This window comes from Streptomyces sp. NPDC028928 (genome assembly GCF_055564915.1).
The window spans coordinates 410,121-434,467 of record NZ_JBVHVI010000007.1 but is presented as its reverse complement, the minus strand read 5'-3'; the positions used below and the strand labels follow the sequence as shown (position 1 = coordinate 434,467).

Below are 24,347 nucleotides of genomic sequence, written 5' to 3'. Positions count from 1 at the left end.
ACCGGACCGGTGCCGCCGGTGAGGGGGGCCGGCGCCGGGACCCTCCGGCCCGGCGCCGACGCCGTACCGCCTGGCTCAGGCCGCCAGAGCGGCGGGCTCGTCCGCCTCGGCCAGCAGGTCGAGGAGCGCGGCCCGGGCACGCGCCACCCGCGAGCGGACCGTGCCCACGGGGCAGTCGCTCACCTCGGCGGCCTCCGCGTACGGCAGACCGACCATCTGGGTGAGGACGAACGCCTCCCGGCGCTCGTCCGGCAGCGAGGCGAGCAGGTCGAGCAGCGCGATGCCGTCCTCGAAGCCGGGCAGGTCCTGCGGCTGGGCCAGTTCGACGGCCAGCTGCCAGTCCGGTGCGTCGGACAGACGGGGCCGGCTGGCGGCGTACCGGTAGCTGTCGATCACGGCGCGGCGGGCGATCGACAGCAGCCAGGAACGGGCGGACGAGCGGCCCTCGAACCGGTGCAGGCTCCCGAGCGCGCGCAGGAACGTGTCCTGCGCCAGATCGTCGACCGCCTGCGGATCGCCGCACAGATGGGCGACGTAGCGCTGCACGTCGCGGTGGAGGGCACGGACGAAGTGCTCGACGGCGTGCGCGTCACCGCCCCGGGCGGCGAGCGCCCAGGCCGTTATCGCGTCGTCGACGGATCTCTCCGCGGGCGCGTCGTGCGAGGTGGTCGGGGCAGGGGTCATCACCTGGTGTCCTTCTCGGATCGTCCGGCTCCGGACCACGGGCACGCGGGGGCGCGAGCGGTCCGGCGGGTGCCGGTGCGGGGAGACGGCCCTACGGCGTCGTGGCCGTACGGCCGATGCACCGAGGCGCTCACGGGCGGCCTCGGCCTCGGGGTGAACCGGCTGTCGTCAGGCGACAGCGGTCCCCTCGGGCGGACCCCGGGTGGTGATCGCGTGGACGAGAAGGAGGAGCCGCGGCGCCCGGTCCGAGCGGCGGCGACGTACGCCGAGGCGCGGACCGTCCGGGGCCGCGGGCACGACGAGCAGGAGCCGCAGCGGTGCCGCCAGCCGTCCGGCGACGGCCCGCAGGATGCGGAACGCGGCCTTCTCGCCGCACGCCAGCCATAGGCCGCACAGCAGCGCGGCGAGCAGGTGGGCGGCGAGCATGCCGAAGGACGAGGTACCGCCGCCCATGGAGTGGCCCATGTTCATGTGACCCGGGCCGATGTGGGTTGGGGCCATGTGCGTTGAGCCCATGTGTGCTGAGCCCATGTGCACCGCGGCCATGTGCACCGCGCCCATGTCCCCTGAACCCATGTGCGGCGAGCCCATGGGCAGAGGACACAAGCCGCCCCCCGTCCCCCCGGAGACCCCCCGCTCCCCCGCTCCCCCGGTCACCGACTGGGCCAGCGAGAACGCCGAGTGCAGGACGGTCTGGACGGCGACGACGACCGTCACGATCAGCGGCAGCCCGCGCTCACGGCCCGCCAGGCACCAGCCCAGGGAACCCGTCACGGCGAACCCGGCGGCCAGCACCCAGGCGGGCACATGGCTTCCGGACATGAGGACGTGGCCGAGGGCGGCGAGCAGCACACAGACGGCCGCGAACACCGCGGCCCGTACCGTGCGAGAACACCACCCAGCAGTCACGGTGCCTCAGGAAACGCCGTCGGCCGGGCGGATCAGAACGGCTGTCGTCCTGATCGTCCCGCTGTGCTCGAAGTGCAGGGTGAACGGCACGACGTCACCGGCCTTCCACTCTTTCCCCGCCCGGAGCGTCACGTCGACACCGGCCGGTGACATGAGGACTGCCCCGCCGGCCGGGACGGTCACCGAGTCCACGCGCTGCCGGTAGGCCGCCCCGCGCCCGGACATGCGGTGGCGGCTGAGCGCGACCTCGCCGCCGGTCGCGGTGGACGTCACCTTGACCAACCGGTCGTCGGCGCCGCCGGAGTTGAGGAACGAGAAGAACGCGGCGGTCTCCGTCGTACCGCCGTACGGCAGGAAGACGCGTCCGGGAGCCACCTGGATCCGGGGCGGGCTGCCCGCCTGCCCGGCCGTCACCCAGAGGGTCAGGCCGGCGAGGGCGAGGCCGGCCGCGGCCACGGGGGCGAGCGCGGCGCTCAGGGCGTCCGTCAGGCGACGGCGGGCGGGCCGCCGGAGGTTCGTGGTCATCAGGCAGGCCTCTTCCGGACGGGCGACGGCTGCCAGGCGCGCAGCCGCAGGCTGTTGCCGACCACCAGCAGGGAACTCACCGACATCGCCGCCGCGGCGGGCATCGGGGCGAGCAGGCCGACCATGGCCGGCGGCACGGTCACGAGGTTGTAGCCGAAGGCCCACGCGAGGTTGGCGCGGATGGTGCGCAGGGTGCGCCGGGCCAGCCGGACGGCGTCCGCCAGGGCCTCGATGTCGCCGCGCACCAGGGTGACGTCGGCGGCCCCGATGGCGACGTCCGTGCCGCTGCCCATGGCGATGCCGAGGTCGGCCGCGGCGAGGGCGGCGGCGTCGTTCACGCCGTCGCCGAGGACCGCGACCCGACGGCCCTGTTCCCGCAGGTCCCGGACGAGGCGCGCCTTGTCCTCGGGGGTGCAGCGGGCGTGCACCTCGTCGATGCGCAGGGCGGCCGCGACGGCCCGGGCGGGTGCCTCCCGGTCGCCGGTGGCCAGCACCGGACGCACACCGAGGCGCCGCAGCCGGTCCACGGCCCGGTAGCTTCCGGCTCGTACGACGTCTCCCACCTCGATCAGGGCCTCCGCCCTGCCGTCCACCCGGACCAGCACCGGGGTGTGGGCAGCGGCTTCCGCCACCGCCAGCGCCTCGGCCAGGACCGGAGGCAACGCGCCGCCCGACAATGCGCCGTCCGGCACCTCGCCCTCTGGCAGCTCGCCCTCTGGCAGCTCGCCCTCTGGCAGCTCGTCCGGCAACTCGCCCTCTGGCGCGACGACTTCGACCCACCGGCCCTCGACCCGCCCGCGCACGCCCCGGCCGGGCTCCGCGGTGAAGTCACGCGTGTCCGGCAACGGCCGCCCGCCCAGGGACTGTCGGGCGTGGGCGGCGATGGCCCGGCCCAGCGGGTGTTCCGAGCCCCGCTCCACCGCTCCGGCCAGCCGCAGCACCGTTTCCCGGCCGAGTCCGTCCGCTGTGACGGTGACCCGGGCGACGGTCATGTGTCCGGAGGTGAGCGTGCCGGTCTTGTCGAGGACCACGGTGTCGATGTGCTGCAGCCCCTCCAGCGCCCGTGGTCCGCGTACCAGGACGCCGAGTCGGGCGCCGCGTCCGGTGGCCGCCATCAGCGCGGTCGGGGTGGCGAGGCCGAGCGCGCACGGGCAGGCCACGACGAGGACGGCCACGCTCGCGGTGACGGCGGCCTGCGGATCGGCTCCGGCGCCGAGCCAGAACCCGAGGGCGGTGACGGCCAGCGCCAGGACGACCGGCACGAAGACACCGGCCACCGAGTCCGCCAGCCGTTGCGCCTTCGCCTTCCCGGCCTGGGCGTCGGTCACCAGCCTGGTGATCCGGGCGAGTCGGGTGTCGGCGCCCACCGCGGTGGCCCGGACGGCGAGCAGTCCGCCGGCGTTGACGGACCCGCCGACCACCGTGGCACCCGGGCGGACCTCGACGGGCTCGCTCTCGCCGGTGACCAGGGACAGGTCCACCGCGGAACGCCCCTCCACCACCTCGCCGTCGGTGGCCACCCGCTCCCCGGGGCGGACGACGAAGACCTGCCCGACCGCCAACCGCTCGATCGGGACGAGCTGTTCGGTCCCGTCCTGCCGTACCGACACGTCCTTGGCGGTCAGTTGAGCCAGCGACCTGAGGGCCGCCCCGGTCCCGCGCCTGGCCCTGGCCTCCAGGAACCGTCCCGCCAGTACGAACAGCGGGACGCCGACGGCCGCTTCGAGATAGAGGTGTGCGGCGCCGTCCGAGGCGGTGGGCGCCAGGCTGAACGGCATCCGCATGCCCGGAGCGCCGGCACCGCCGAGGAAGAGCGCGTACGCCGACCAGGAGAAGGAGGCCACGACGCCCAGGGAGACCAGCGTGTCCATGGTGGCCGCCGGGTGGCGCAGCCCGCGTACCGCCCGCGTGTGGAACGGCCCCGCGCCCCACACCGCGACCGGGGCGGCCAGGACGAAGCACAGCCACTGCCAGTTCCGGAACTGGAGCGCGGGCACCATCGACAGCACGAGCACCGGCACGGCGAGCAGTGCCGTGACCAGCAGCCGTACACGTTCGGCCCGGTCCTCCTCGGACTCCTGCTCGGACTCCTGCTCGGGCCGCCGCTGCCCGGGCGGCTGGGGCAGGGCGGCCGTGTACCCGGCCTGCTCGACGGCGGCGACGAGTTCCCCGGGACGGATCCGCTGCGGATGGGTCACCCGGGCCCGTCCGGTGGCCAGGTTGACGCTCGCCGTGACCCCGTCGAGCCTGCCGAGCTTCCTCTCGACACGCCTGACACAGGCCGCGCAGGTCATGCCGCCCACGGCCAGGTCGGTCGTCGTCAGGTCCGCCGCCCCCGGCTCGGCGCCCATCAGCGGTCTCCCCCGTGCATGCCGCCCATGTCGTCCGTCTCGCCGCCACCGCCGTCCCGGTGCGTGCCGGTGTCCTGCATCCCGGGTGCCACGGGGCCGGCGGCCGCCCCGACGGCGTACGCCACCGCGCCCATCAGCGCGAGCAGCAGGAGGAAGCCGCACAGGGCGGGCGGGGGCAGCACCTTCCGCAGCGGCGCGCCCTCGCCGGAGGGGGTTTCTCGCAACTCGTCCATCACCGGTCCCCGATCACGTCGTACGGCATCGGCGGATCAAGCCGTACCGCTTCAGGAGTCGGCGCGGTCCGGGGACGAGTTCCGGGCAACGGGTGTGGTGCGTGTCACGGCTCAGCCCAGCTGCTTCAGCAGCTCGGTGGCGACCGGGGCGGAGGAGGCGGGGTTCTGGCCGGTGACCAGGGTGCGGTCGACCACCACGTTCGGCGCCCACGGCTCGCCGACCCGCACCTGCACGCCCGCCTCGGTGAGGCGGTCCTGCAGCAGCCACTTGGCGTGTCCGGCGAGGCCGGCCTGGGTCTCCTCGGCGTTGGTGAACGCGGCGACCTCGTAGCCGGCGAAGGCGTTGGTGCCGTCCTCGCGGGTGGCGGCGAGCAGCGCGGCGGAGGCGTGGCAGACCACGCCCAGCGGCTTGCCCGCGGCGAGGATGTCGATCAGCAGGCCGCCGGAGGTCGCGTCGACGGCGAGGTCCTCCATGGGGCCGTGGCCGCCGGGGTAGAAGACGGCGGCGTAGGCATCGAGGTCGACGTCCTCCAGCCGGAGCGGGTGCTGCAGCTCGCTCATCGCGGCGAGCCGGGCCACGATCCTGTCGGCGTTCTCCTGGCCGCCGTTGACCTCGGCGGCGAGGCTGCCCTTGTCGACGGTGGGGACGACGCCGCCGGGGGTGGCGACGACGATCTCGTGCCCGGCCGCCTTGAACGCCTCGTAGGGGGTGACGGCCTCCTCGGCCCAGAAGCCGGTGGGGTGCTTGGTTCCGTCGGCCAGCGTCCAGTGGTCGGCGCCGGTCATCACGAAGAGGATCTTCGACATGGTGTTTCTTCCCAGGGTGGCGGACGTGGTGCCGTACCTGACGCGGTGAGTGCAGAGCGCCGGCGCGGCGTCGTCCTCGAACGTACGACGGTCCGCGATAGCTTTCCAATGAGGAAACGAATGTCCGGGATTGGAAATCCTATGGGTGGTCCCGGCCGGGGTGAGGGGCGGTCCGTGACGGCTTACCGTCGAAGGAGCGCGACTGCGCGGCGCCGTCCCGTGGCCATCCGAGGGAGGCATACGTGGAGTGCGGTTCGTCAGTGACCCTGCGTGACCTGTGGCCTCGGCTGCCGGATGGCGCCCGCTCGGAGCTGCTGCGGCGCAGCGCCGAGGGCGACTGGTGGGTGCTCGACGCGTCGCCGGGCAACTGGGAGGCGCTGCGCCCGCTGGTGTTCTCCGCAGCGGACTACCACCGCTTCGGCGCGCTCGCGGCGGGCGTGCTCCGGTGCGCTCTCCTCGCGTGCAGGCGCAGGGCCGGGACCGCCGGCGAGCTGTACGGGGCGCTGCACGACCACCCCGCTCTGCCGCTCCTGGACCCGTCGCAGCCGCTGTCCGCCTCCGCTCTGCTGCGCATGGCCCGGCCCGACGCGCTGCTGGCGGGCGGTACGCCGTGGTTCGTGGAGCTGAACATCGGGCCGAACATCTACGGGGTGCCGGGTCTGGAGGAACGGGGTGCGGCGTTCGCCCGCAGCTGGCCGGACGGCACCCTCGCCGAGCCTGAGTCGACCCTGCGTGCGCGGGCGGCCGCCCTGGCCGGAGTCGTACCGGCGCCGGACGGTACGCGTCGCCGGGCGCTCGTCCCGACCTGGCGGGCGGCGTCGGGCCTCGCGGCGAAGCTGGACGGCGCCCCCGCCCTGCGCCGCTATCTCCGGCCGGCCGCGGAGGCCGCACGGGCGGCGGGCCTGGACGTGTCCGTCGCGGACCTGTCCCAGGTGCACGGCGGCGCCGGTGGGCTGTGGGTGGGCGACGACCGTATCGATGTGGTCTTCAACCAGTTCGCCGGTCGGGTGCTGACGGACGGCGCAGCCCTCGGCGTCCTGCGTGGCGCGGTCCTGGCCGGCACCGTGCGGCTGTTCGTCCCCGAGGCGTCGTGCCTGCTCAGCGCCAAGCAGGTGCTGGCCTGGATGCACGAGGATCTGGACCTGTACGAGTCCGCGGACCGCGAGCTGATCGTGCGGCATGTGCCGTGGACGGCGTGGCTGGGCCCTCGGCAGTCCGCTGAGCTGCGCCGGCGCGTCCTGGACCGGGCCGTGCGGGACAGGGCCGGTCTCGTCGTCAAACCCTCGTGCGGTCACGGGGGCGCCGGCTTCGTCGCCGGGAACGGGGTCACGGAGCGGGAGTGGCTCGAGCTGCTGACGCAGCGGTCCGTCGCGGAGACGGTCGTCCTCCAGCACCGGGTCGTGCCCGACAGGACAGGGATGCGGTTCCGGAGCCGCGACGGGGCCCGGAGCGCGGCCCGGGTGCCGTTCGTGCTCTCCCCGTTCCTGGTGGACGGCCGTGTCGCGGGCGCCTACGTCCGCCATCCGGATCCCGCTGCGGGCGCCGCCGTGGGGCCCGTGAACACCGCGTCGGGAGCCGTCTCCAACACGGTGCTGCTGCTCCGGGACCGAGAGCGGCAGCTCCCGCGGTGACCGGCAACGGCACGGCTCGGCCGCTCGGACGACGCCGCCCTGCTGCCGGCCCGCACCCGGGACGGCCTGGCGTGCACGACGGAGCTGATCGGCGGCGAACTGGTCACCGGCGTCCTCCGCCACGGCAGTGCGCCGACCCGGCTGCGCGTGATCCGCGACCGCAGGCTCCAGGGCAGCTCTCCGACCGTGCGAGCAGGAGAGGGAGAGCGGCCGCCGGCACCTGTACGCCTCACACGGCTTCGCCGCGGCATGTGCGGGGGGCGTAACCCCGTGCGCTCCCGACGCGTGACCGGGCGGAAATTCGATCTTCCTACGGTGCTGGTAACGGGGGCCGGCCGCCGGCGGCGGGTCGGTCCGGAACGGTACACGCGCGGTAGGTGGGGGTTCGGTGGCGGCTGGCTCGAAGGACGGGGACGGCGGCGTCCGCACGGTCTGCTCGTACTGCGGTGTCGGCTGCGGGATCGTTCTGGACGTCACCCGGGATCCCGTCGACGGCCGGCGGCGTGTGGCGAAGGCGTCCGGCGACAAGGCGCACCCCGCCAACCTCGGCCGTCTGTGCACCAAGGGCGCCACGAGCGCGGACATGATGGCCGCGCCCGGCCGTCTGGCCAAGGCTCTGGTGCGTGCCGAGCGCGAGGCACAGCCGGCCGAGACCGATGTGGACGAGGCCGTCGCGGCGGTCGCCGGGCGGCTGCGGGCGATCCTGGACGAGCACGGGCCCGACGCGCTGTCGTTCTACGTGTCCGGGCAGATGTCCCTGGAGGCCCAGTACCTGGCGAACAAGCTGGCCAAGGGCTTCGTGCGGACCAACCAGATCGAGTCGAACTCCCGGCTGTGCATGGCCTCCGCCGGCACCGGCTACAAGCTGTCGCTGGGCGCCGACGGCCCGCCCGGCTCGTACCAGGACTTCGACCACGCGGACGTGTTCTTCGTCATCGGCGCCAACATGGCCGACTGTCACCCGATCCTGTTCCTGCGGCTGATGGACCGTGTGAGGTCGGCGGGCGCCAGGCTGATCGTCGTGGACCCGCGGCGCACCGCCACCGCCGACAAGGCCGACCTGTTCCTGCGGATCAGGCCCGGCACCGACCTGGCCCTGCTGAACGGCCTGCTGCACCTGCTGGTGGCGGACGGCCACACCGACGAGGAGTTCGTCGCCGAGTTCACCGAGGGCTGGGAGGAGATGCCCGCCTTCCTCGCGGACTACCCGCCCGAGAAGGTCGCGGAGATCACCGGCATACCCGAGAGCGACCTCCGGCAGGCCGCCCGGTGGATCGGCGAGGCCGGGGCGTGGATGAGCTGCTGGACCATGGGCCTGAACCAGTCCACGCACGGCACCTGGAACACCAACGCCCTGGTCAACCTGCACCTCGCCACCGGTGCCCTGTGCCGCCCGGGCGCCGGTCCCTTCTCACTGACCGGCCAGCCCAACGCCATGGGCGGCCGCGAGATGGGCTACATGGGTCCCGGTCTGCCCGGCCAGCGCTCGGTCCTGGCCGACGCCGACCGCGCCTTCGTGGAGAAGCTGTGGAACGTCCCGGAGGGCACGCTGCGTACGGAGGTCGGGCGCGGCACGGTCGAGATGTTCGAGCGGATGGCGGCGGGCGCCATCAAGGCGTGCTGGATCATCTGCACGAACCCGGTCGCCTCGGTCGCGCACCGCAGGACCGTCATCGCCGGTCTGGAAGCCGCGGAACTCGTCGTGACGCAGGACGTGTTCGCCGACACCGAGACCAACGCGTACGCCGATGTGGTGCTGCCCGCCACGCTGTGGGCCGAGTCCGACGGTGTCATGGTCAACTCCGAGCGGAACCTCACCCTCGTCCAGGGGGTCGTGGACCCGCCGGGGCAGGCGCTGCCCGACTGGCAGCTGATCGCCCGGGTGGCCTGCGCGATGGGCTTCGCCGACGGCTTCTCCTACACCTGTGCCGAGGAGGTCTTCGAAGAGCTCAAGCAGGCGTGGAACCCGGCGACCGGCTGGGACCTGCGCGGAGTGACGTACGACCGGCTGCGCGGCACCCCCGTGCAGTGGCCGGCGCCGGCCGCCGACGGGCCGGACCGGAACCCGATCCGCTACCTGAACGACGGTGTCAGCCAGACCCTGCGGGTACGGGAGGACGGCAGCCGGCCCCGACTGGCCTTCCCCACGGCGAGCGGACGTGCCCGGTTCTTCGCCCGTCCGCATCTGCCGGCGGCGGAACTCCCCGACGACGACTACCCGTTCGTGCTGAACACCGGTCGTCTCCAGCACCAGTGGCACACGATGACCAGGACCGGCAAGGTCGCCAAGCTGACCAAGCTCAGCCCCGGCCCGTTCGTGGAGGTCCATCCCGAGGACGCGCGGGCGCTGGGCGTGACCGAGGGCGACCACCTGGAGGTCGCCTCCCGCCGGGGGCGTGCCGTCCTGCCCGCCGTGGTCAGCGACCGTGTCCAGCCGGGCACGTGCTTCGCGCCGTTCCACTGGAACGACCTGTTCGGGGAATACCTCAGTGTCAACGCCGTCACCAACGACGCCGTCGACCCGCTCTCCTTCCAGCCCGAGTTCAAGGTCTGCGCGGTCGCCCTCACCAGGACGGCAGCCCCCGTCCCGGCGAACCGGCCGGTCGCCCCGCACGAGAACACCTCCGTCCCGGCGAACCGCCCCGCCCCCGCGCACGAGACCGCCTCCGTCCCGGCGAACCGGCCCGGCGCCCCGCACGAGAACACCTCCGTCCCGGCGGACCGCCCCGCCCCCGCGCACGAGACCGCCTCCATGCCGGAACCGGTGACCGCGGCGACCGCCCCGGCGGGCTCGCCCGTCCACGCGCTCGCCGCCATGTTCGGCATCGGCGGCCTCGACCCCGCGCCCCTGGCCGAGCGGGAGCGCCGCTATCTCTCCGGCTATCTCTCGGGCCTCGCCCTGACCCCGCCCGACGGGCGTGTCCCGGTGCTGCCGCCGGGCGCGCCCTTCGACCCGGACCACGCCGAGTGGGTCGACGGCGTCCTCGCCGGCATGTTCTCCCGCGCCACCGCCGAGGCCCCGGCCCCGGTGCCCGCGCGGCCCGGGGCGCAGGCCGCCGGGACGGCCGTACCGGCCCGCCGTGTGCTGGTCCTGTGGGCGTCCCAGACCGGCAACGCCGAGGAGTTCGCCGCCTACACCGCCGTACACCTCACCGAGGCGGGCCGGGAGCCGGAACTGCTGCCCATGGCGGAGGCGTCCCCGGACCACCTCGGCGCCGACACCGATGTGCTCCTCGTCACCAGCACGTTCGGCGACGGCGACGCCCCCGACAACGGGGCCGGCTTCTGGGAGGCGCTGTCCGCCCCGGACGCGCCGCGGCTGGAGGGCGTCCGGTTCGCGGTGCTCGCCTTCGGTGACTCCGCCTACGACGACTTCTGCGGCCACGGCCGCCGGCTGGACGAACGCCTGGCAGCGCTCGGCGCGACCCGGCTCGTCCCCCGCACGGACTGCGAGCCCGACTTCGAGGAGCCCGCCGAGGAATGGCTCGGCCGGGTGGCCACCGCGCTGGCCACGGCCGACGGCCGGGAGCCGGTGCCCGCGGGCCCGGTCGGGACGGCCGCGCCGGAGGCGGACGGCGCCCCGGCCACCGCACGGCGGGCCGCCGCCCCGCCGCCCGCTCCGGCGCCGACCGGCTACACCAAGGCGTCACCGTTCGCGACCCTGCTGATCGGCAACCGGCTGCTGAGCCTTCCCGGGTCCGGGAAGGAGGTGCGGCAGTTCGCCTTCGACACCCGTGGCGGGGAACTGGCGTACGACGCCGGCGACGCCCTCGGCGTGTGGCCGGCCAACGGTGGCGGACTCGTCACCGAATGGCTCGCCCTCACCGGACTCGACCCCGATGAACCGGTGGACCTCGGCGGCGGCACTCCGCTCCCGCTCGAAGAGGCGCTGCGTACGCGCCTGGACATCTCCCGCATCACCCCCGACCTGCTCAGGTTCGTGACGGAGCGGACCGGCAGCCGCGAGCTGAAGCGGCTGCTGCGCCCGGACAACAAGGACGCGCTGGCGCGGTGGAGCTGGGGCCGCCAGGCCGCCGACGTCATCGCCGAGTTCCCGGTCCGTGCCTCGGCCGGGGACTGGGCGGGCGTGCTGAGGCGCCTCCAGCCCCGGCTGTACTCCATCTCCTCCAGTCCGCTCGCGCACCCCGGCGAGGTCCGCCTCACCGTCTCGGTCGTCCGCTACACCAACGACCTCGGCCGCGCCCGCAAGGGTGTCTGCTCCACCTATCTCGCCGACTGCGCGGACGACGGCCCGGTCCAGGTCTTCGTGCAGCGCTCACCGCACTTCCGCCCGCCCGCCGACCCGGCCACCCCCATGATCATGGTGGGTCCGGGGACCGGGGTGGCGCCCTTCATCGGCTTCCTCGAAGAGCGTCGGGCCCGCGGCCACACCGGCCGCAACTGGCTCTTCTTCGGGGAACAGCGCCGGGCCACCGACTTCTACCACCGCGAGGAGCTGGAGGCGTACCGGGCGTCGGGCCATCTCGACCGCCTCGACCTCGCCTTCTCCCGCGACCAGCGCAACAAGATCTACGTCCAGGACCGGATGCGCGAGAACGGCGCCCGGCTGTGGCAGTGGCTCCAGGACGGCGCCCACTTCTACGTCTGCGGCGACGCGGGGCGCATGGCCAAGGACGTCGACCAGGCGCTGCGGGACATCGTCGCGGGCCACGGCGGCATGGACACCGACGAGGCCGCGGCCTACGTCAGGCGCCTGGCGGCGGAGAAACGGTACGTCCGCGACGTCTACTGACCGTCCGGAGATCGCCGCGCGTACGCTCTGCCCATGGTCGAGCATCGCATGGTTGACGTGAACGGCATCCGGCTGCACATCGCCGAGCAGGGCAGCGGCCCCCTGGTGGTGCTGTTGCACGGTTTTCCCGAGTCGTGGCATTCCTGGCACCACCAGTTCGGTCCGCTGGCCGACGCGGGCTTCCGCGTGGTCGCCCCCGACCAGCGCGGGTACGGGCGCAGCGACCGTCCCGAGGCCGTGGACGCGTACACGATCCTCCACCTGGTCGGCGATGTCGTCGGACTGATCCACGCGCTCGGCGAGGAGAAGGCGTACGTCGTCGGGCACGACTGGGGCGCGCCGGTCGCCTGGCACACCGCGCTGCTGCGGCCGGACGTGGTGCTCGGGGTGGCGGGCCTGAGCGTGCCGCCGCCGTTCCGCGGGACCCGGCCGCCGCTGGCCGCCATGGAGGAGCGGTTCGACGGCCGGTTCTACTGGAACTACTTCGACCGCCCCGGCGTCGCCGACGCCGAGTTCGCGAGGGACACCCGCACCACGTTGCGGAAGTTCTTCTACTGGGCCTCCGGGGACGCTCCCGACGCCGGCTCGGGCCGGCAGCCGCTGGTCGACCCCGAGCGCGGCTGGCTCGCGACCATGCCGGACCCCGAGGTGCTGCCGGAGTGGTTCACCGAGGACGACCTGGACGCGCTCACCGAGAGCTTCTCCGGCGGCTTCACCGGCGCTCTCAACTGGTACCGCAACCTCGACCGCAACTGGGAACTGACCGCCGCCTGGCACGGTGCCGTCGTCACCCCGCGCGCCCTGTACGTCTACGGCGACCGCGACCTCGTCCCCGCTTTCCCCGGCACCCCCGAACTCATCGATAAGCTCCCCGAGCTGATGCCCAACCTGTGGCGCAAGCCGCTCGAGCTGGAGGGCTGCGGGCACTGGACCCAGCAGGAACGCCCTCAGGAGGTGAACGAAGCCCTCATCGACTTCCTCAGGGCCTGACTTCACAGCTCTCCTATAACATGATCGAACTCACCCGAAGACCGACCTGTTCGCCTTACAACCAACAAAACGGCCAAAACAATTGATAAACAGACCATCGCGGGCGTTTTCGCGAATAAACGACAGAACCGATATCGCGGTGTGGCGCCGGCCCCAGGCCATTCTGTGGGCCACGGCGGCAGTGGTGACCCTCGGTTTCCTCATCGCGCTGGAGATCGCCGCACGTCACTACGGCATGCCGGGGCCGATCACCAACCAGGCGAAAGAGGTAATATTTGCGCCTAAATCAGGACCACTGCTGTACGCCAGCATGGCGTTGATGATGGTGGTGCTCACCTGGCGGGAGCGGCTCACGGCGGCCGGGATCGCGGTCGGCATCGACATCGTCTTCTTCGTGGTGCGATGGGCGGTCGACGCGAAGACGCCGCCGCACAGCGGCCACCCCTTCGGCAACGGCGCGTTGTGGGTGCTGCTCGGCTACGCGGTCATCGCGCTCACGCGCCGCACCGGCCGGGAACGCGTCCTGCTGCTCAAGGGCGTCGGGCTGGGCCTGCTGCTGGTGGCCGGCCGCAAGACCGGGGACACCTGGCTGCTCATCACGTCGAAGACCCGCCCCGCGGTGCTCGACCAGTACGTGGCGACCGCCGACCACGCCCTGGGCAACCCGTCCTGGGTGGTGGGCCGGATGGTCGAGGCCACCGGCACGATCGGCGCGCACGTCCTCGACTACGTCTACATCCAGCTCGCGGTGGCCGCGGTGGTCGTCGCGCTGTACCAGCTGCGTCACGTGGCCGTCGAGCGCCGCTTCCCGGCCCACCACCTGGTGCGCACCTTCCTGGTCATCGGCCTCCTCGGGCCCGGCATCTACATGATCTTCCCGGTGGTCGGACCGATCTTCGCCTACGGCGCCGACGGCGGGCACTGGGCGGTGGCCGACCTGTGGCCGAACACACCGTCGCCGGTCATCACCCCGCACGGCATGCCGTTCGACGAGATCACCCCGCGCAACTGCATGCCCAGCCTGCACACCGCGTGGGCCACCGCGATCTTCATCCACTCCCGCAGGGGACCGCGGATCCTGCGGTTCGCCGGCACGTTCTGGCTGATCGCCACCCTCGGCGCGACCCTGGGATTCGGCTACCACTACGGCGCGGACATCATCGCCGGCGTGGTGTTCACGCTCACGATCGAGGCGGCGCTGCGTTCGCTCGCCCGCGGCTGGGACCGGTCGGGAATCCAGCTGGTCGCCCACGGTGCGACGGTCTTCGTCGCGCTCCTGGTGTCGTACCGCTTCCTGCCGATGCAGATGGCCGCGCACGCGTGGCTCTTCGGACCGCTTCTCGTCCTGGCGACGGCCTCGGTGGTCCACGCCTACGTACGCACCACCCGGCTGTGGGAACCGAAGGCCGCACCGGCCCTGCAGCCGGAACCGCAGCCCGAACCGGTGTGAGTCATGCCGGTGCGCCGGCGTCCTGAACGCCATGTGCAGATTTGGCCCCCGCTGGTCCGCCGCCCCGGGACCGGCGGACCAGCGCCACCGAGGGCGCCTTCGCGGGGTATACGGAACCTACGCCTCCACCGGGCGCGGTGGAAGACCTGGAGATGTGGCCCAGGTCACGCTCCTCAGGCGGTCCGAGAGCCTGCCGCCGACCGGGATCCCGGGCGCACCCGGGGGTAAACCCCCGGCAGGGGGTGGGGACGGGCCTTGTGTGCATACGGTGGCTGGCAGGCTTCTTCGGGCGGCACGGCCGAACCCAGAATTCTCGGCATGACGATCACTCCTGATGTCCCCGTCGCGACCGGCAGCGACTTCGCGAGGCTGGCCCGGCGGATCACCGAAGCCGGCCTGCTGGAGCGGCGACCCGGCTACTACACCGTGCGGCTCGCTCTCGTGATCGGTTCGTTCGCCGCCGGCTGGGGAGCCTTCTTCGCCCTCGGCGACACCTGGTGGCAACTGGCCGTGGCCGCCTTCCTGGCCCTGGTGTTCGGGCAGGTCGCCCTGGTGGCTCATGACCTCGCGCACCGGCAGGTCTTCCGGCGGCGCCGGCACGGCGAGATCGGAGGGCTGCTGTTCGGCAATCTCGGGATCGGGATGAGCTACGGGTGGTGGATGAACAAGCACACCCGCCACCACGCGAACCCCAACCACGAGGAACTCGATCCGGATGTCGCCCCGGACATCCTGGTGTGGTCCGCGGACCAGGCCCGCGCCAGCCGGGGCCTGGCCCGCCTCCTCGGGGGGCACCAGGCGCTGCTGTTCTTCCCGTTGCTGACGCTGGAGGGCTTCAACCTGCACGTCTCGAGCGTGCGGGCGCTGCGCTCACCGTTCATGAAGAACCGGCTGCTGGAGGGCGCTCTGCTCCTGCTGCACGTCGCCGCCGTGCTCTCCGCCCTGTTCCTGGTGCTCTCACCGGGCAAGGCGGTGGCGTTCCTCGCCGTGAACCAGTGCCTGTTCGGCGTGTACCTGGGCTGCACCTTCGCCCCCAACCACAAGGGCATGCCGACGCTCACCGGCGACCAGCGGCTCGACTTCCTGCGCCGCCAGGTGCTGACGTCCCGCAACGTGCGCGGCGGCTGGTTCACCGACGTGATGCTGGGCGGGCTCAACTACCAGATCGAGCACCACCTGTTCCCGAGCATGCCCACGGTCCATCTGCGCCGGGCCCAGGTGATCGTGCGGCAGTACTGCGCCGAGATCGGGGTGCCGTACCACGAGACCGGACTGATCCGGTCCTACCGCGAGGCGCTGACGCACCTGCACCGCGTGGGAGAGCCGATCAGGCAGCGGCGCAGGGCGTGAGCAGCGGGACGCCTCAGCTCGCCGGGGACGAGGTCCGGCGCGGCAGCTTCCAGTTGGGGCGCGGGAAGTGGCAGGTGTAGCCGTCCGGATAGCGTTCCAGGTAGTCCTGGTGCTCCGGCTCGGCCTCCCAGAAGTCGCCCACGGGCTCGACCTCGGTGACCACCTTGCCCGGCCACAGACCGCTCGCCTCGACGTCCGCGATGGTGTCCAGGGCGACGCGGTGCTGTTCCTCGTCGGTGTAGAAGATGGCGGACCGGTAGCTGCGCCCGATGTCGTTGCCCTGGCGGTCCTTCGTGGTCGGGTCGTGGATCTGGAAGAAGAACTCCAGGATGTCGCGGTAGCTGGTGACCGCGGGATCGAAGAGGATCTCGATGGCCTCGGCGTGGTCACCGTGGTCGCGGTAGGTGGCGTTCGGCGTGTCGCCGCCGCTGTACCCGACGCGGGTGGACACCACGCCCGGCTGCCTGCGGATCAGGTCCTGCATCCCCCAGAAACAACCGCCCGCGAGTACGGCTCGCTCGGTTTCCGATGCCATCGGTCGCTCCCTCACCTTCGAGCCGCTGTCCGGCGCGGTCGTGTGCGTACGGTTCTCACGTCCCTCCAGCTTATTACTACGCGCGAGTAACCATCGAGCGGGCCGGGCGGCATGCCCGCGGCCGGCCTCGCGACCGGTGTCTTGACTCGGCAGGCCGCACCGCCCATCCTCATGGCGCACAGTTTACGTAGACATGACAATCGGGTTTCCCGTCGACCGAGGGACGTGGGCCGTGGCCATGACCAGCCGCCCGTACCGCCGACGCACAGACGTCACCGTAGTCTCGCTGCTCCTCCTCGTCCTGGCCGCCGTGCTCGGCCCCACCCCGAGTTCGGCGGCCGGGAACGACTGGTGGGTCCCGGGCGCACGGCCGTCACCGGACTCCGGGATCGGCGTCACCGGCGAGCCGTTCACGGGAACCGACGCCCGGGGCGAGGTGCGCGGGTTCGTGGACGCCCACGACCACCTGTTCGCCAACGAGGCCTTCGGCGGCCGGCTCATCTGCGGCAAGGTCTTCTCCGAGGCCGGGATCGCCGACGCGCTCAAGGACTGCCCCGAGCACTACCCCGACGGCTCGCTGGCCGTCTTCGACTTCATCACCAAGGGCGGTGACGGCAGGCACGACCCGGTCGGCTGGCCCACCTTCAAGGACTGGCCGGCGCACGACTCGCTGACCCACCAGCAGAACTACTACGCGTGGGTGGAACGGGCCTGGCGCGGCGGCCAGCGGGTGCTCGTCAACGACCTCGTCACCAACGGCGTGATCTGCTCGGTGTACTTCTTCAAGGACCGCGGCTGCGACGAGATGACGTCCATCCGGCTCCAGGCGAAGCTGACGTACGACCTCCAGGCCTACGTCGACAGGATGTACGGCGGCCCGGGCAAGGGCTGGTTCCGGATCGTCACCGACAGCGCACAGGCCCGCGAGGTCGTCCGGCAGGGCAAGCTGGCGGTCGTCCTGGGCGTGGAGACCTCCGAGCCCTTCGGCTGCAAGCAGGTCCTGGACGTACCGCAGTGCGACCGCAAGGACATCGACGCCGGTCTGGACGAGCTGTACGCGCTGGGCGTGCGCAGCATGTTCCTGTGCCACAAGTTCGACAACGCGCTGTGCGGGGTGCGTTTCGACTCCGGCAGCCTCGGAACGGCCATCAACGTCGGGCAGTTCCTGTCCACCGGCACCTTCTGGAAGACGGAGCAGTGCGCGGGGCCGCAAGCCGACAACCCCATCGGCTCGGCCGCGGCGCCCGGGGCCGAGGCGAAGCTCCCGGCGGGCGTGAGCGTTCCCTCGTACGACGCGGACGCGCGGTGCAACGTGCGGGGGCTCACCGACCTCGGTGAGTACGCCGTGCGGGGCATGATGAAACGCAAGATGATGCTGGAGATCGACCACATGAGCGTCAAGGCCGTCGGCCGCGCGCTCGACATCTTCGAGTCCGCGTCCTACCCCGGCGTGATCTCCTCGCACAGCTGGATGGACATGAACTGGACCGACCGGGTCTACGGTCTCGGCGGTTTCGTCGCCCAGTACATGAACGGCTCGGAGGGCTTCGTCGCCGAGGCGCACCGCACCAAGGCGCTGCGGGACAAGTACGGCGTCGGTTACGGGTACGGCACGGACATGAACGGTGTCGGCGGCTGGCCGGGACCCCGGGGCGCGGACGCGCCGAACAAGGTCACGTACCCCTTCCGCAGCGTCGACGGGGGCTCCGTCATCGACCGGGTGACCACCGGTGAGCGCACCTGGGACCTGAACACCGACGGGGCCGCGCACTACGGCCTCGTCCCGGACTGGATCGAGGACATCCGGCTCGTCGGCGGCCAGGACGTGGTGAAGGACCTGTTCCGCGGCGCCGAGTCCTACCTCGACACCTGGGGAGCGACCGAGCGGCACCAGGCGGGGGTCAACCTCGCCGACGGGGCGTCGGCCACGGCCAGTTCGGCGGAGTGGTGGAACCCGTTCACCGGCTTCGCCCCCGGTCGCGCCGTCGACGGCACCCGCGACACCCGCTGGGCCAGCGAGTGGAGCGACAACCAGTGGCTGCGGATCGACCTGGGCTCGACCCACCGGGTCGGCCGGGTCACGCTCGACTGGGAGCGGGCGTACGGGAAGGCGTACGGCATCCAGCTCTCCACGGACGGCGCGAACTGGCAGACGGTCTGGTCGACCGGCACGGGCGACGGCGGTCTCGACACCGCGCGTTTCACCGGGACACCGGCGCGCTACGTCCGCGTCGCGGGCACGGAGCGTGGCACCCGGTGGGGCTACTCGCTGTACGAGGTCGGCATCCACAGCAGCTGACGAAAGGGCCCGGCGGTGCCGCCGTGGAGCAGGGGCGGCACCGCCGGGCTTCAGGGTCCTCGTGGACCTACTCGGTCACCTTCAGCAGCTTGTTGGGCGTTCCGCCGCTCGGGTTGCTGATCTTGTCGCTGGTGGCGCCACCGGTGAGCGCGGCGGCGACGTCGGCGGGCTTGGCGTCCGGGTGCCCGGCCAGGTAGACGGCGGCTGCTCCGGTGACGTGGGGGGTGGCCATGGAGGTGCCGGAGATCGTCTTGGTGCCCTGGTCGCTGTCGTTCCAGTCGGAGGTGATGTCCGAGCCCGGCGCGTACAGGTCCACGACCTTGCCGAAGTTGGAGAAGTCCGACTGGGCGTCGTCCTTGGTGCTGGAGGCGACCGTGATGGCCTCGGGGACCCGGGCCGGTGAACCCTGGCCCGCGTCCGCCGACTCGTTGCCGGCGGCGACCGCGAAGGTGACGCCCGAGGCGATGGCCTTCTTGACCGCCTCGTCCAGCGCCGGGTCCGCGCCTCCGCCGAGGCTCATGTTGGCCACCGAGGGACCCTGGTGGTTCTTGGTCACCCAGTCGATACCGGCGACGACCTGCTCGGTGGTCCCGGAACCGTTGTTGTCGAGGACTCTCACCGCGACGACCTTGGCCTTCTTGGCCACACCGTGGGCGGCACCGGCGACGGTTCCCGCCACATGGGTGCCGTGGCCGTTGCCGTCGTCGGCCTTGTCGTCGTTGTCGACGGCGTCGAAGCCGTAGGAGGCGCGGCCCTCGAAGTCCTTGTGGCTGATGCGTACGCCGGTGTCGATGACGTACGCGGTCACCCCTTCGCCGGCCTTGTCCGGGTAGGTGTACTTGCCGTCACCGGCCGTGTCCTGCTGGTCGATGCGGTCCAGGCCCCAGGACGGCGGCCTGTCCTGGCCGGCGTCGATGTGGAACTTCTTGTTCTGGACCACCGTGGACACCGCGGGGTCGGCGGCGAGGCGCTTGGCCTCCGTCTCGGTGAGGCTGTCGGCGGAGAAGCCGTTGACCGCCGAGCCGTAGCTCCGGCTGAGCTCGCCGCCGTACTCGGTGGCCAGCTCCTTCTTCTCGGCCGTGGACGCCTTCTGGTCCAGCAGGACGATGTAGCTGCCGGCCACGGCTCCTTCGGCGTTCAGGCCGTAGACCGTGCCCTCCGCGGGCTGTCCCGCCTGGGCCATGGGTGACACGTAGAAGGCGGTGCCTACGACGGTTGCGGCGGCCGCGATCGCGGTGGCGGTCCTGGCCTTGCCCATGCGTTTGTGTTGCGCCGTCAAGAGGGGTCTCCTCGTGGAAGTGGGGGGATTCGCGGTCGAACGGCAGCGCTGCGCGTGCTCTGGAGCGTGCCGACTTGTCGCGAGCAGATCAATCCCTTGATGTGCTCCTGACACCTTCCGGAAGATCGATCTCCACAGGATTCACGCACATTCGAGGCAACCGAAGCGCAAACGTGCAGCGCTCAACGCTGGTTGAATACCCAAGGAACAGGCCGGGATTATCCGTGCCGATTTCTTCACCGTCTGCTCACGTGCGGTGCGGGGAACCTCCCTGCGCACGATCCCCTCTGACACAGCGGCAGGTCACCGTCGACGGAAATCGGAGACACCCCCCCATGCGTCTTTCCACCGCCCACAGAACCGCGCCCCGGCGGATCGCCGCCGCCGCGATCGCCGCCGGCGCGGTGCTCGGACTCGTCGGTACGGCCGCCGGGACGGCCGGCGCGGCGACACCGGCACACCCCGGCCGCCCGGACAAGCCGATCATCGGCGGCACCGAGAAGCCCGTCGGCTCCTATCCGTTCATGGCGGCGCTGCTGGCCAAGGGCCGGGGCAACCCGCACGACCGGCAGTTCTGCGGCGGCAGCCTGCTGGACCCGAACGTCGTCATGACGGCCGCGCACTGCGTCGTCGGCGAGCAGCCCAAGCAGCTCGAAACGGTCGTCGGCCGCACCGTGCTGTCCAAGAAGAACCAGGGCCACCTGCGCAATGTCACCGACATCGTCGTCCACCCCCGCTACGCCAGGGGCCAGGAGGCGTACGACATCGCGTTCCTGGTCCTCGACAAGCCGGTCACCGGCACGGCGCCGGTGAACCTGCCGACCGCGGGCACGGACGCCCTCATCCGCCCGGGTGCCAAGGCGACGGTCATCGGCTGGGGCAACACCGACACGGAGGTGCCCGACTACCCCGACCGGCTGCGCGCGGTGGACGTCCCGATCGTGTCGCACATCGAGTGCAAGGCGTCCTACCCGGGTTACGACAAGAAGGTCAACGTCTGCGCGGGCGTCGAGGGCAAGGACTCCTGCCAGGGCGACAGCGGCGGACCGATGTTCCGGAAGCTGCCGGGCCGCCGCGGGGTCTACCAGGTGGGCATCGTGTCGTACGGCGACGGCTGCGCGGCCCAGGGCGCTCCCGGCGTGTACACGTACACCGGTTCGGCCAAGCTGTGGGACACCCTGGGCGAGTCGGCCCAGGGCAGGAAGATGAAGCGGCTGCTCGGCCGCTGATCGGCGGGAGCGTCGAACTCGCCCGGTGACCCGGCCCGTTCAGGGCCGGGCCCGGGCGATGAGCAGGGCCACGTCGTCGTCGCCGCCGGGCGGCCGGAGCATCGTGAGGATGCGGTCGCAGGAGTCGCGCAGATCGTGTCCACGCGTCGCGGTGAGGGCGTCGAGCAGGGTGTGCAGGCGGGCGTCGATGGGTTCGCTGCGGGTCTCGACCAGGCCGTCGGTGTAGAGGACCAGCTCGTCACCGGGGCCGAAGGGGATGGTGGTGGCCTCGAAGGGCACCCCGCCGACGCCCAGCGGGGCCCCGGTGGGCAGGTCGAGAAGCCGGGCCGCCTCACCCGGCCGCAGCAGGGCCGGGGGCAGATGACCGGCGAGGCAGATCTCGCACTCGCCGCGGCCGGGGTCGTAGACGCAGTAGATGCAGGTGGTGATGGTCTGCTCGACACCTTCGGTCAGGTGATCCAGGTGGCGCAGGGCCTCCGCCGGGGGAAGGGCGAGTTCGGCGAACGCCCGGGCCATGCTGCGGAGTTGACCCATGGTGGCGGCGGCCGTGATACCGCTGCCCATGACGTCCCCGACGACCAGGGCCGTCTTGTCGCCCTGGAGGGGAATGGCGTCGTACCAGTCGCCGCCGATCTCGCTCGTGACGCCGGCCGGCTGGTAGCGGCAGGCGAGTTCCAGACCGGGCAGGTGCGACGGGGGCTCGGGCAGCAGACTGCGCTGGAGCGTGAGGGCCGCATGGCGCTGGGCCTGGTACCCGCGGGCGTTGTCGATGCAGACCGCGGCGCGGGAGGCCAGCTCCCAGGCGAGGAACAGGTCGTCGTCATCGAAGGGGGCCGGGTTCCGGGTGCGTTTGAGGTCGAGGGCGCCGAGGACCTCACCCCGGGCCAGTAGCGGTACGGCCAGGTAGGAGTGCACGCCGGCCGCCGCGAGCCGGGCGGCGGCCTCGCCGTGGCGGGCGATGCGCTCCAGGTCCTGACGGTCGGTGTGGGGCAGCAGAACCGGTTGACGGGTGCGCACGCACTGGGTGATCAGGCGGTCGCTGTCGTAGGTGGCGAGTTCCCCCGGCGGATCGGCCGCGCGGACCGCCTCGGTGGCGTGGGAGGCGCTGACGGCGAGGGCGCGGAAGCGGGCCGGGCCGTCGTGCGGTGCGATCCGGCCGTCGAGGGCGCTGTCGAGGACGTCCACGGCCGCCACGTCGGCCAGGACCGGTACGACGACGTCGGCCAGCTCGCACGCCGTCTTCTCCAGGTCGAGGGTGGTCCCCACGGAGGCGGACGCCCTGGCGATCAGTGCCAGCCGTTGCCGGGCCTGTGCCGCTTCGGCGGCGGCTTGATGGCGCTCGGTGACGTCGATGACGGAGTAGGCCAGGCCCAGCACCCGCCCGGCGGAGTCCTCCAGCCGGTAGTACGAGACGGACCAGGCGTGCTCGTGGTCCGGGTCCGCCGGGGGGCGGCAGACGATGTCCCGGTCCACGACCGACTCGCCCGTCTCCAGGACCCGCCGCAGACGTGCCTCGGGGTTGGTGTACAGGTAGGTGAGGACCTCGCCGACCGGCCGGCCGAGACGGTCGGCGGCGGACTGGCCGCTGATGCGTTCGAGGGCGGGGTTCACGGCGAGGTACCGCAGGTGCGGATCGAGAATCGCGAGCCCGACCGGGGACTGGGACACCAGGCGCATGGCCAGGGCGGCGTCCCGCTCGACCCGCTCCACGGCCGCCTGGTCCGCGGCGAGGCCCAGGACGTAGGTGTCACCGAGGTCGTCCAGCAGCCGCATGTTGCGGAACTCCACCAGGCGGGTGCTGCCGTCCTTGTGCCGGATCGGGAAGGCCCCGGCCCAGTCCGTGCCGGACTCCATGACCTCGGCGAACAGCTTGATCACCTCGTCCCGGTGCTCCTCGTGGATGGTGAGCGGAGCCGCGTACTGACCGAGCGCCTCCGTCGCGGTGTAGCCGAACAACTCCTCGGCCTTCGTGCTCCAGAAGACGACCTGGCCGTGCGTGTTCAGCACCACCGCGGCGACGCTCAGCAGATCGAGCAGGCCGCTGGGCGGCGTGGCCGGGCCTGCCGCCGACCGGGCGTCGCCTGATCGGGAGGAGTCCGTCGTACCCATGCCTCATCCTCCCTCCCGCTCGGTGCCATGGCTCGTGCGGTACCGGCGGGCGTTCTCCCCATCCATGGTCGTCGCAGACCGGGGCGGCACAACACCTGGACCACCTGGTGGACACACCGGGCCGCCGCGGGCACGGGCCGGGCGGCGCGGTCGCGTGCGAAGCTGGAGCTGATCACGAGCGCCACGCTCCTCGGTGTCACGCCCGGAGAACGGTGAGTGGTGAGTACAGATGACCTCGACGTCCGCCGACGCCCCCGAGCCCGGACCCGCCGTTGCCGGCAACGGGCCCGCCGTCTCCCGCCCGGAGTTCGACGCGCTCTTCGAGGCGGTCCGCACCTGGGGCCACTGGACCCCGGCCGACCGCGGGGCCTGGAACCGTGTGACCCCGGACCATGTGCGGCGGGCCACGGCCGGAGTGCGGTCCGGCGTGGTCGTCCCGCTGGCGCTGCCCTGGAACACCCGCCCCGGCCCCGGCAACCCCAGGCCCGCCCTCCACCACATGACCGACCTCGGTGACGTCGAGAGCCCGGAACCCTCCGCCCACAAGGACTTCATCGCCGCCGACTACCACGGCAAGGGCGTCACCCATCTCGACGCCCTGTCCCACATCGCCTACCGGGGACAGCTCTACGACGGCCGGACCGCCGCCGATGTCGTCGGCAGCGAAGGCGTCCGCTTCGGCGCGGTGTCGACACTGGGGCCCCTGGTCACGAGGGGTGTGCTCCTCGACCTCCCCGCGGTCCTCGGGGTCCGCTGGCTGGAGCCGGGACGCGCGGTGCACGCGCAGGACATCACCGCCGCGGAACGGGCGCTCGGTGTGACGATCGGCGAGGGTGACGCGGTGCTCCTGCGGTCCGGGCAGGTCCGCCGCCGCACGGAGCTGGGCGCCTGGGACCCGGACACGGCGAGCGCGGGCTTCCACGTGGACGCCGTACCGCTGCTGGCCGAGCGGGGTGTCGCCCTGCTCGGCGGGGACGGCGACAGCGATGTGCGGCCCTCGCCGGTGGAGGGCGTGCACTCGCCGGTGCACGCCCTGGCCGTGGCCGCGATGGGGGTCCCGCTGCTGGACAACCTCGACCTGGAAGCACTCTCCGCCGCGACCGCGGAGGCCGGGCGGTATGCGTTCCTGCTGGTCGTGGCGCCGCTGAAGGTGCCGGGCGGAACCGGGTCACCGGTCAACCCGGTGGCGGTCCTGTGACGACCGCCCGACGTC

General features: G+C 72.3%; 17 protein-coding genes. 8 read left to right on the top strand and 9 right to left on the bottom strand.

Annotated elements, in window-relative coordinates; all coding sequences use genetic code 11:
* Window positions 1-75 precede the first annotated feature (75 nt).
* From ACZ4U1_RS19715 to ACZ4U1_RS19690, 6 genes are all read right to left on the bottom strand, one after another.
* The gene (locus ACZ4U1_RS19715) at window positions 76-684 is read right to left on the bottom strand and encodes a sigma-70 family RNA polymerase sigma factor (RefSeq protein WP_467904721.1); all 609 of its coding nucleotides are present in this window, start codon (window positions 682-684) and stop codon (window positions 76-78) included.
* Window positions 685-852: 168 nt separating this feature from the next.
* Window positions 853-1,593 carry a hypothetical protein gene (locus ACZ4U1_RS19710; RefSeq protein ID WP_467904719.1) on the bottom strand — a complete coding sequence of 247 codons (741 nt, stop codon included), beginning with the start codon at window positions 1,591-1,593 and terminating at the stop codon, window positions 853-855.
* Window positions 1,594-1,599: 6 nt separating this feature from the next.
* On the bottom strand, window positions 1,600-2,118 hold the full coding sequence (locus ACZ4U1_RS19705) for a copper chaperone PCu(A)C (RefSeq protein WP_467904717.1): 519 nt from the start codon (window positions 2,116-2,118) through the stop codon (window positions 1,600-1,602).
* Entirely contained in the window at window positions 2,118-4,469 is a 2,352-nt protein-coding gene (locus tag ACZ4U1_RS19700) for a heavy metal translocating P-type ATPase (RefSeq protein ID WP_467904715.1), read from the bottom strand. The genes ACZ4U1_RS19705 and ACZ4U1_RS19700 overlap by 1 nt, the downstream gene beginning before the upstream one ends.
* Complete coding sequence (locus tag ACZ4U1_RS19695) at window positions 4,469-4,702, bottom strand: hypothetical protein (RefSeq protein WP_467904713.1); 234 nt, start codon at window positions 4,700-4,702, stop codon at window positions 4,469-4,471. Before ACZ4U1_RS19695 ends, ACZ4U1_RS19700 begins: the two co-directional genes overlap by 1 nt.
* Before the next feature lie 111 nt (window positions 4,703-4,813).
* Window positions 4,814-5,509, bottom strand: coding sequence for a type 1 glutamine amidotransferase domain-containing protein (locus ACZ4U1_RS19690; RefSeq protein WP_467904712.1), 696 nt, complete (start codon window positions 5,507-5,509; stop codon window positions 4,814-4,816).
* A gap of 260 nt (window positions 5,510-5,769) precedes the next feature.
* Here ACZ4U1_RS19690 and ACZ4U1_RS19685 point away from each other — a divergent pair, with 260 nt between their 5' ends.
* The 5 genes from ACZ4U1_RS19685 to ACZ4U1_RS19665 all read left to right on the top strand — a co-directional run bounded on the left by ACZ4U1_RS19685 (window position 5,770) and on the right by ACZ4U1_RS19665 (window position 15,683).
* Window positions 5,770-7,140 carry a hypothetical protein gene (locus tag ACZ4U1_RS19685; RefSeq protein ID WP_467904710.1) on the top strand — a complete coding sequence of 457 codons (1,371 nt, stop codon included), beginning with the start codon at window positions 5,770-5,772 and terminating at the stop codon, window positions 7,138-7,140.
* Between the two features lie 388 nt (window positions 7,141-7,528).
* Window positions 7,529-11,893 (top strand): molybdopterin-dependent oxidoreductase, encoded by a 4,365-nt coding sequence (locus ACZ4U1_RS19680; protein WP_467904709.1) that lies wholly within the window; start codon window positions 7,529-7,531, stop codon window positions 11,891-11,893.
* Window positions 11,894-11,926: 33 nt separating this feature from the next.
* Window positions 11,927-12,883 carry an alpha/beta fold hydrolase gene (locus tag ACZ4U1_RS19675; protein WP_467904708.1) on the top strand — a complete coding sequence of 319 codons (957 nt, stop codon included), beginning with the start codon at window positions 11,927-11,929 and terminating at the stop codon, window positions 12,881-12,883.
* Window positions 12,884-13,022: 139 nt separating this feature from the next.
* A complete protein-coding gene (locus ACZ4U1_RS19670; protein ID WP_467904707.1) occupies window positions 13,023-14,333 on the top strand; it encodes a phosphatase PAP2 family protein in 1,311 nt (436 codons plus the stop codon).
* A gap of 318 nt (window positions 14,334-14,651) precedes the next feature.
* On the top strand, window positions 14,652-15,683 hold the full coding sequence (locus ACZ4U1_RS19665; RefSeq protein ID WP_467904706.1) for a fatty acid desaturase family protein: 1,032 nt from the start codon (window positions 14,652-14,654) through the stop codon (window positions 15,681-15,683).
* 13 nt (window positions 15,684-15,696) lie between these two features.
* On the opposite strand, the gene msrA is transcribed toward ACZ4U1_RS19665, so the two are convergent.
* The gene (gene msrA, locus ACZ4U1_RS19660) at window positions 15,697-16,218 is read right to left on the bottom strand and encodes a peptide-methionine (S)-S-oxide reductase MsrA (RefSeq protein WP_467904704.1); all 522 of its coding nucleotides are present in this window, start codon (window positions 16,216-16,218) and stop codon (window positions 15,697-15,699) included.
* A gap of 238 nt (window positions 16,219-16,456) precedes the next feature.
* On the opposite strand from msrA, the gene ACZ4U1_RS19655 reads away from it, so the two are divergent.
* Entirely contained in the window at window positions 16,457-18,517 is a 2,061-nt protein-coding gene (locus ACZ4U1_RS19655; RefSeq protein ID WP_467904747.1) for a galactose-binding domain-containing protein, read from the top strand.
* 67 nt (window positions 18,518-18,584) lie between these two features.
* Here ACZ4U1_RS19655 and ACZ4U1_RS19650 read toward each other — a convergent pair whose 3' ends face one another.
* Window positions 18,585-19,775: a S8 family peptidase gene (locus tag ACZ4U1_RS19650; RefSeq protein ID WP_467904746.1), complete on the bottom strand. Its 1,191-nt coding sequence runs from the start codon at window positions 19,773-19,775 to the stop codon at window positions 18,585-18,587.
* Window positions 19,776-20,131: 356 nt separating this feature from the next.
* On the opposite strand from ACZ4U1_RS19650, the gene ACZ4U1_RS19645 reads away from it, so the two are divergent.
* The gene (locus tag ACZ4U1_RS19645) at window positions 20,132-21,025 is read left to right on the top strand and encodes a S1 family peptidase (RefSeq protein WP_467904702.1); all 894 of its coding nucleotides are present in this window, start codon (window positions 20,132-20,134) and stop codon (window positions 21,023-21,025) included.
* 39 nt (window positions 21,026-21,064) lie between these two features.
* On the opposite strand, the gene ACZ4U1_RS19640 is transcribed toward ACZ4U1_RS19645, so the two are convergent.
* On the bottom strand, window positions 21,065-23,134 hold the full coding sequence (locus ACZ4U1_RS19640) for a SpoIIE family protein phosphatase (protein ID WP_467904701.1): 2,070 nt from the start codon (window positions 23,132-23,134) through the stop codon (window positions 21,065-21,067).
* A gap of 229 nt (window positions 23,135-23,363) precedes the next feature.
* Here ACZ4U1_RS19640 and ACZ4U1_RS19635 point away from each other — a divergent pair, with 229 nt between their 5' ends.
* Window positions 23,364-24,332: a cyclase family protein gene (locus tag ACZ4U1_RS19635; protein ID WP_467904700.1), complete on the top strand. Its 969-nt coding sequence runs from the start codon at window positions 23,364-23,366 to the stop codon at window positions 24,330-24,332.
* Window positions 24,333-24,347: the final 15 nt, after the last annotated feature.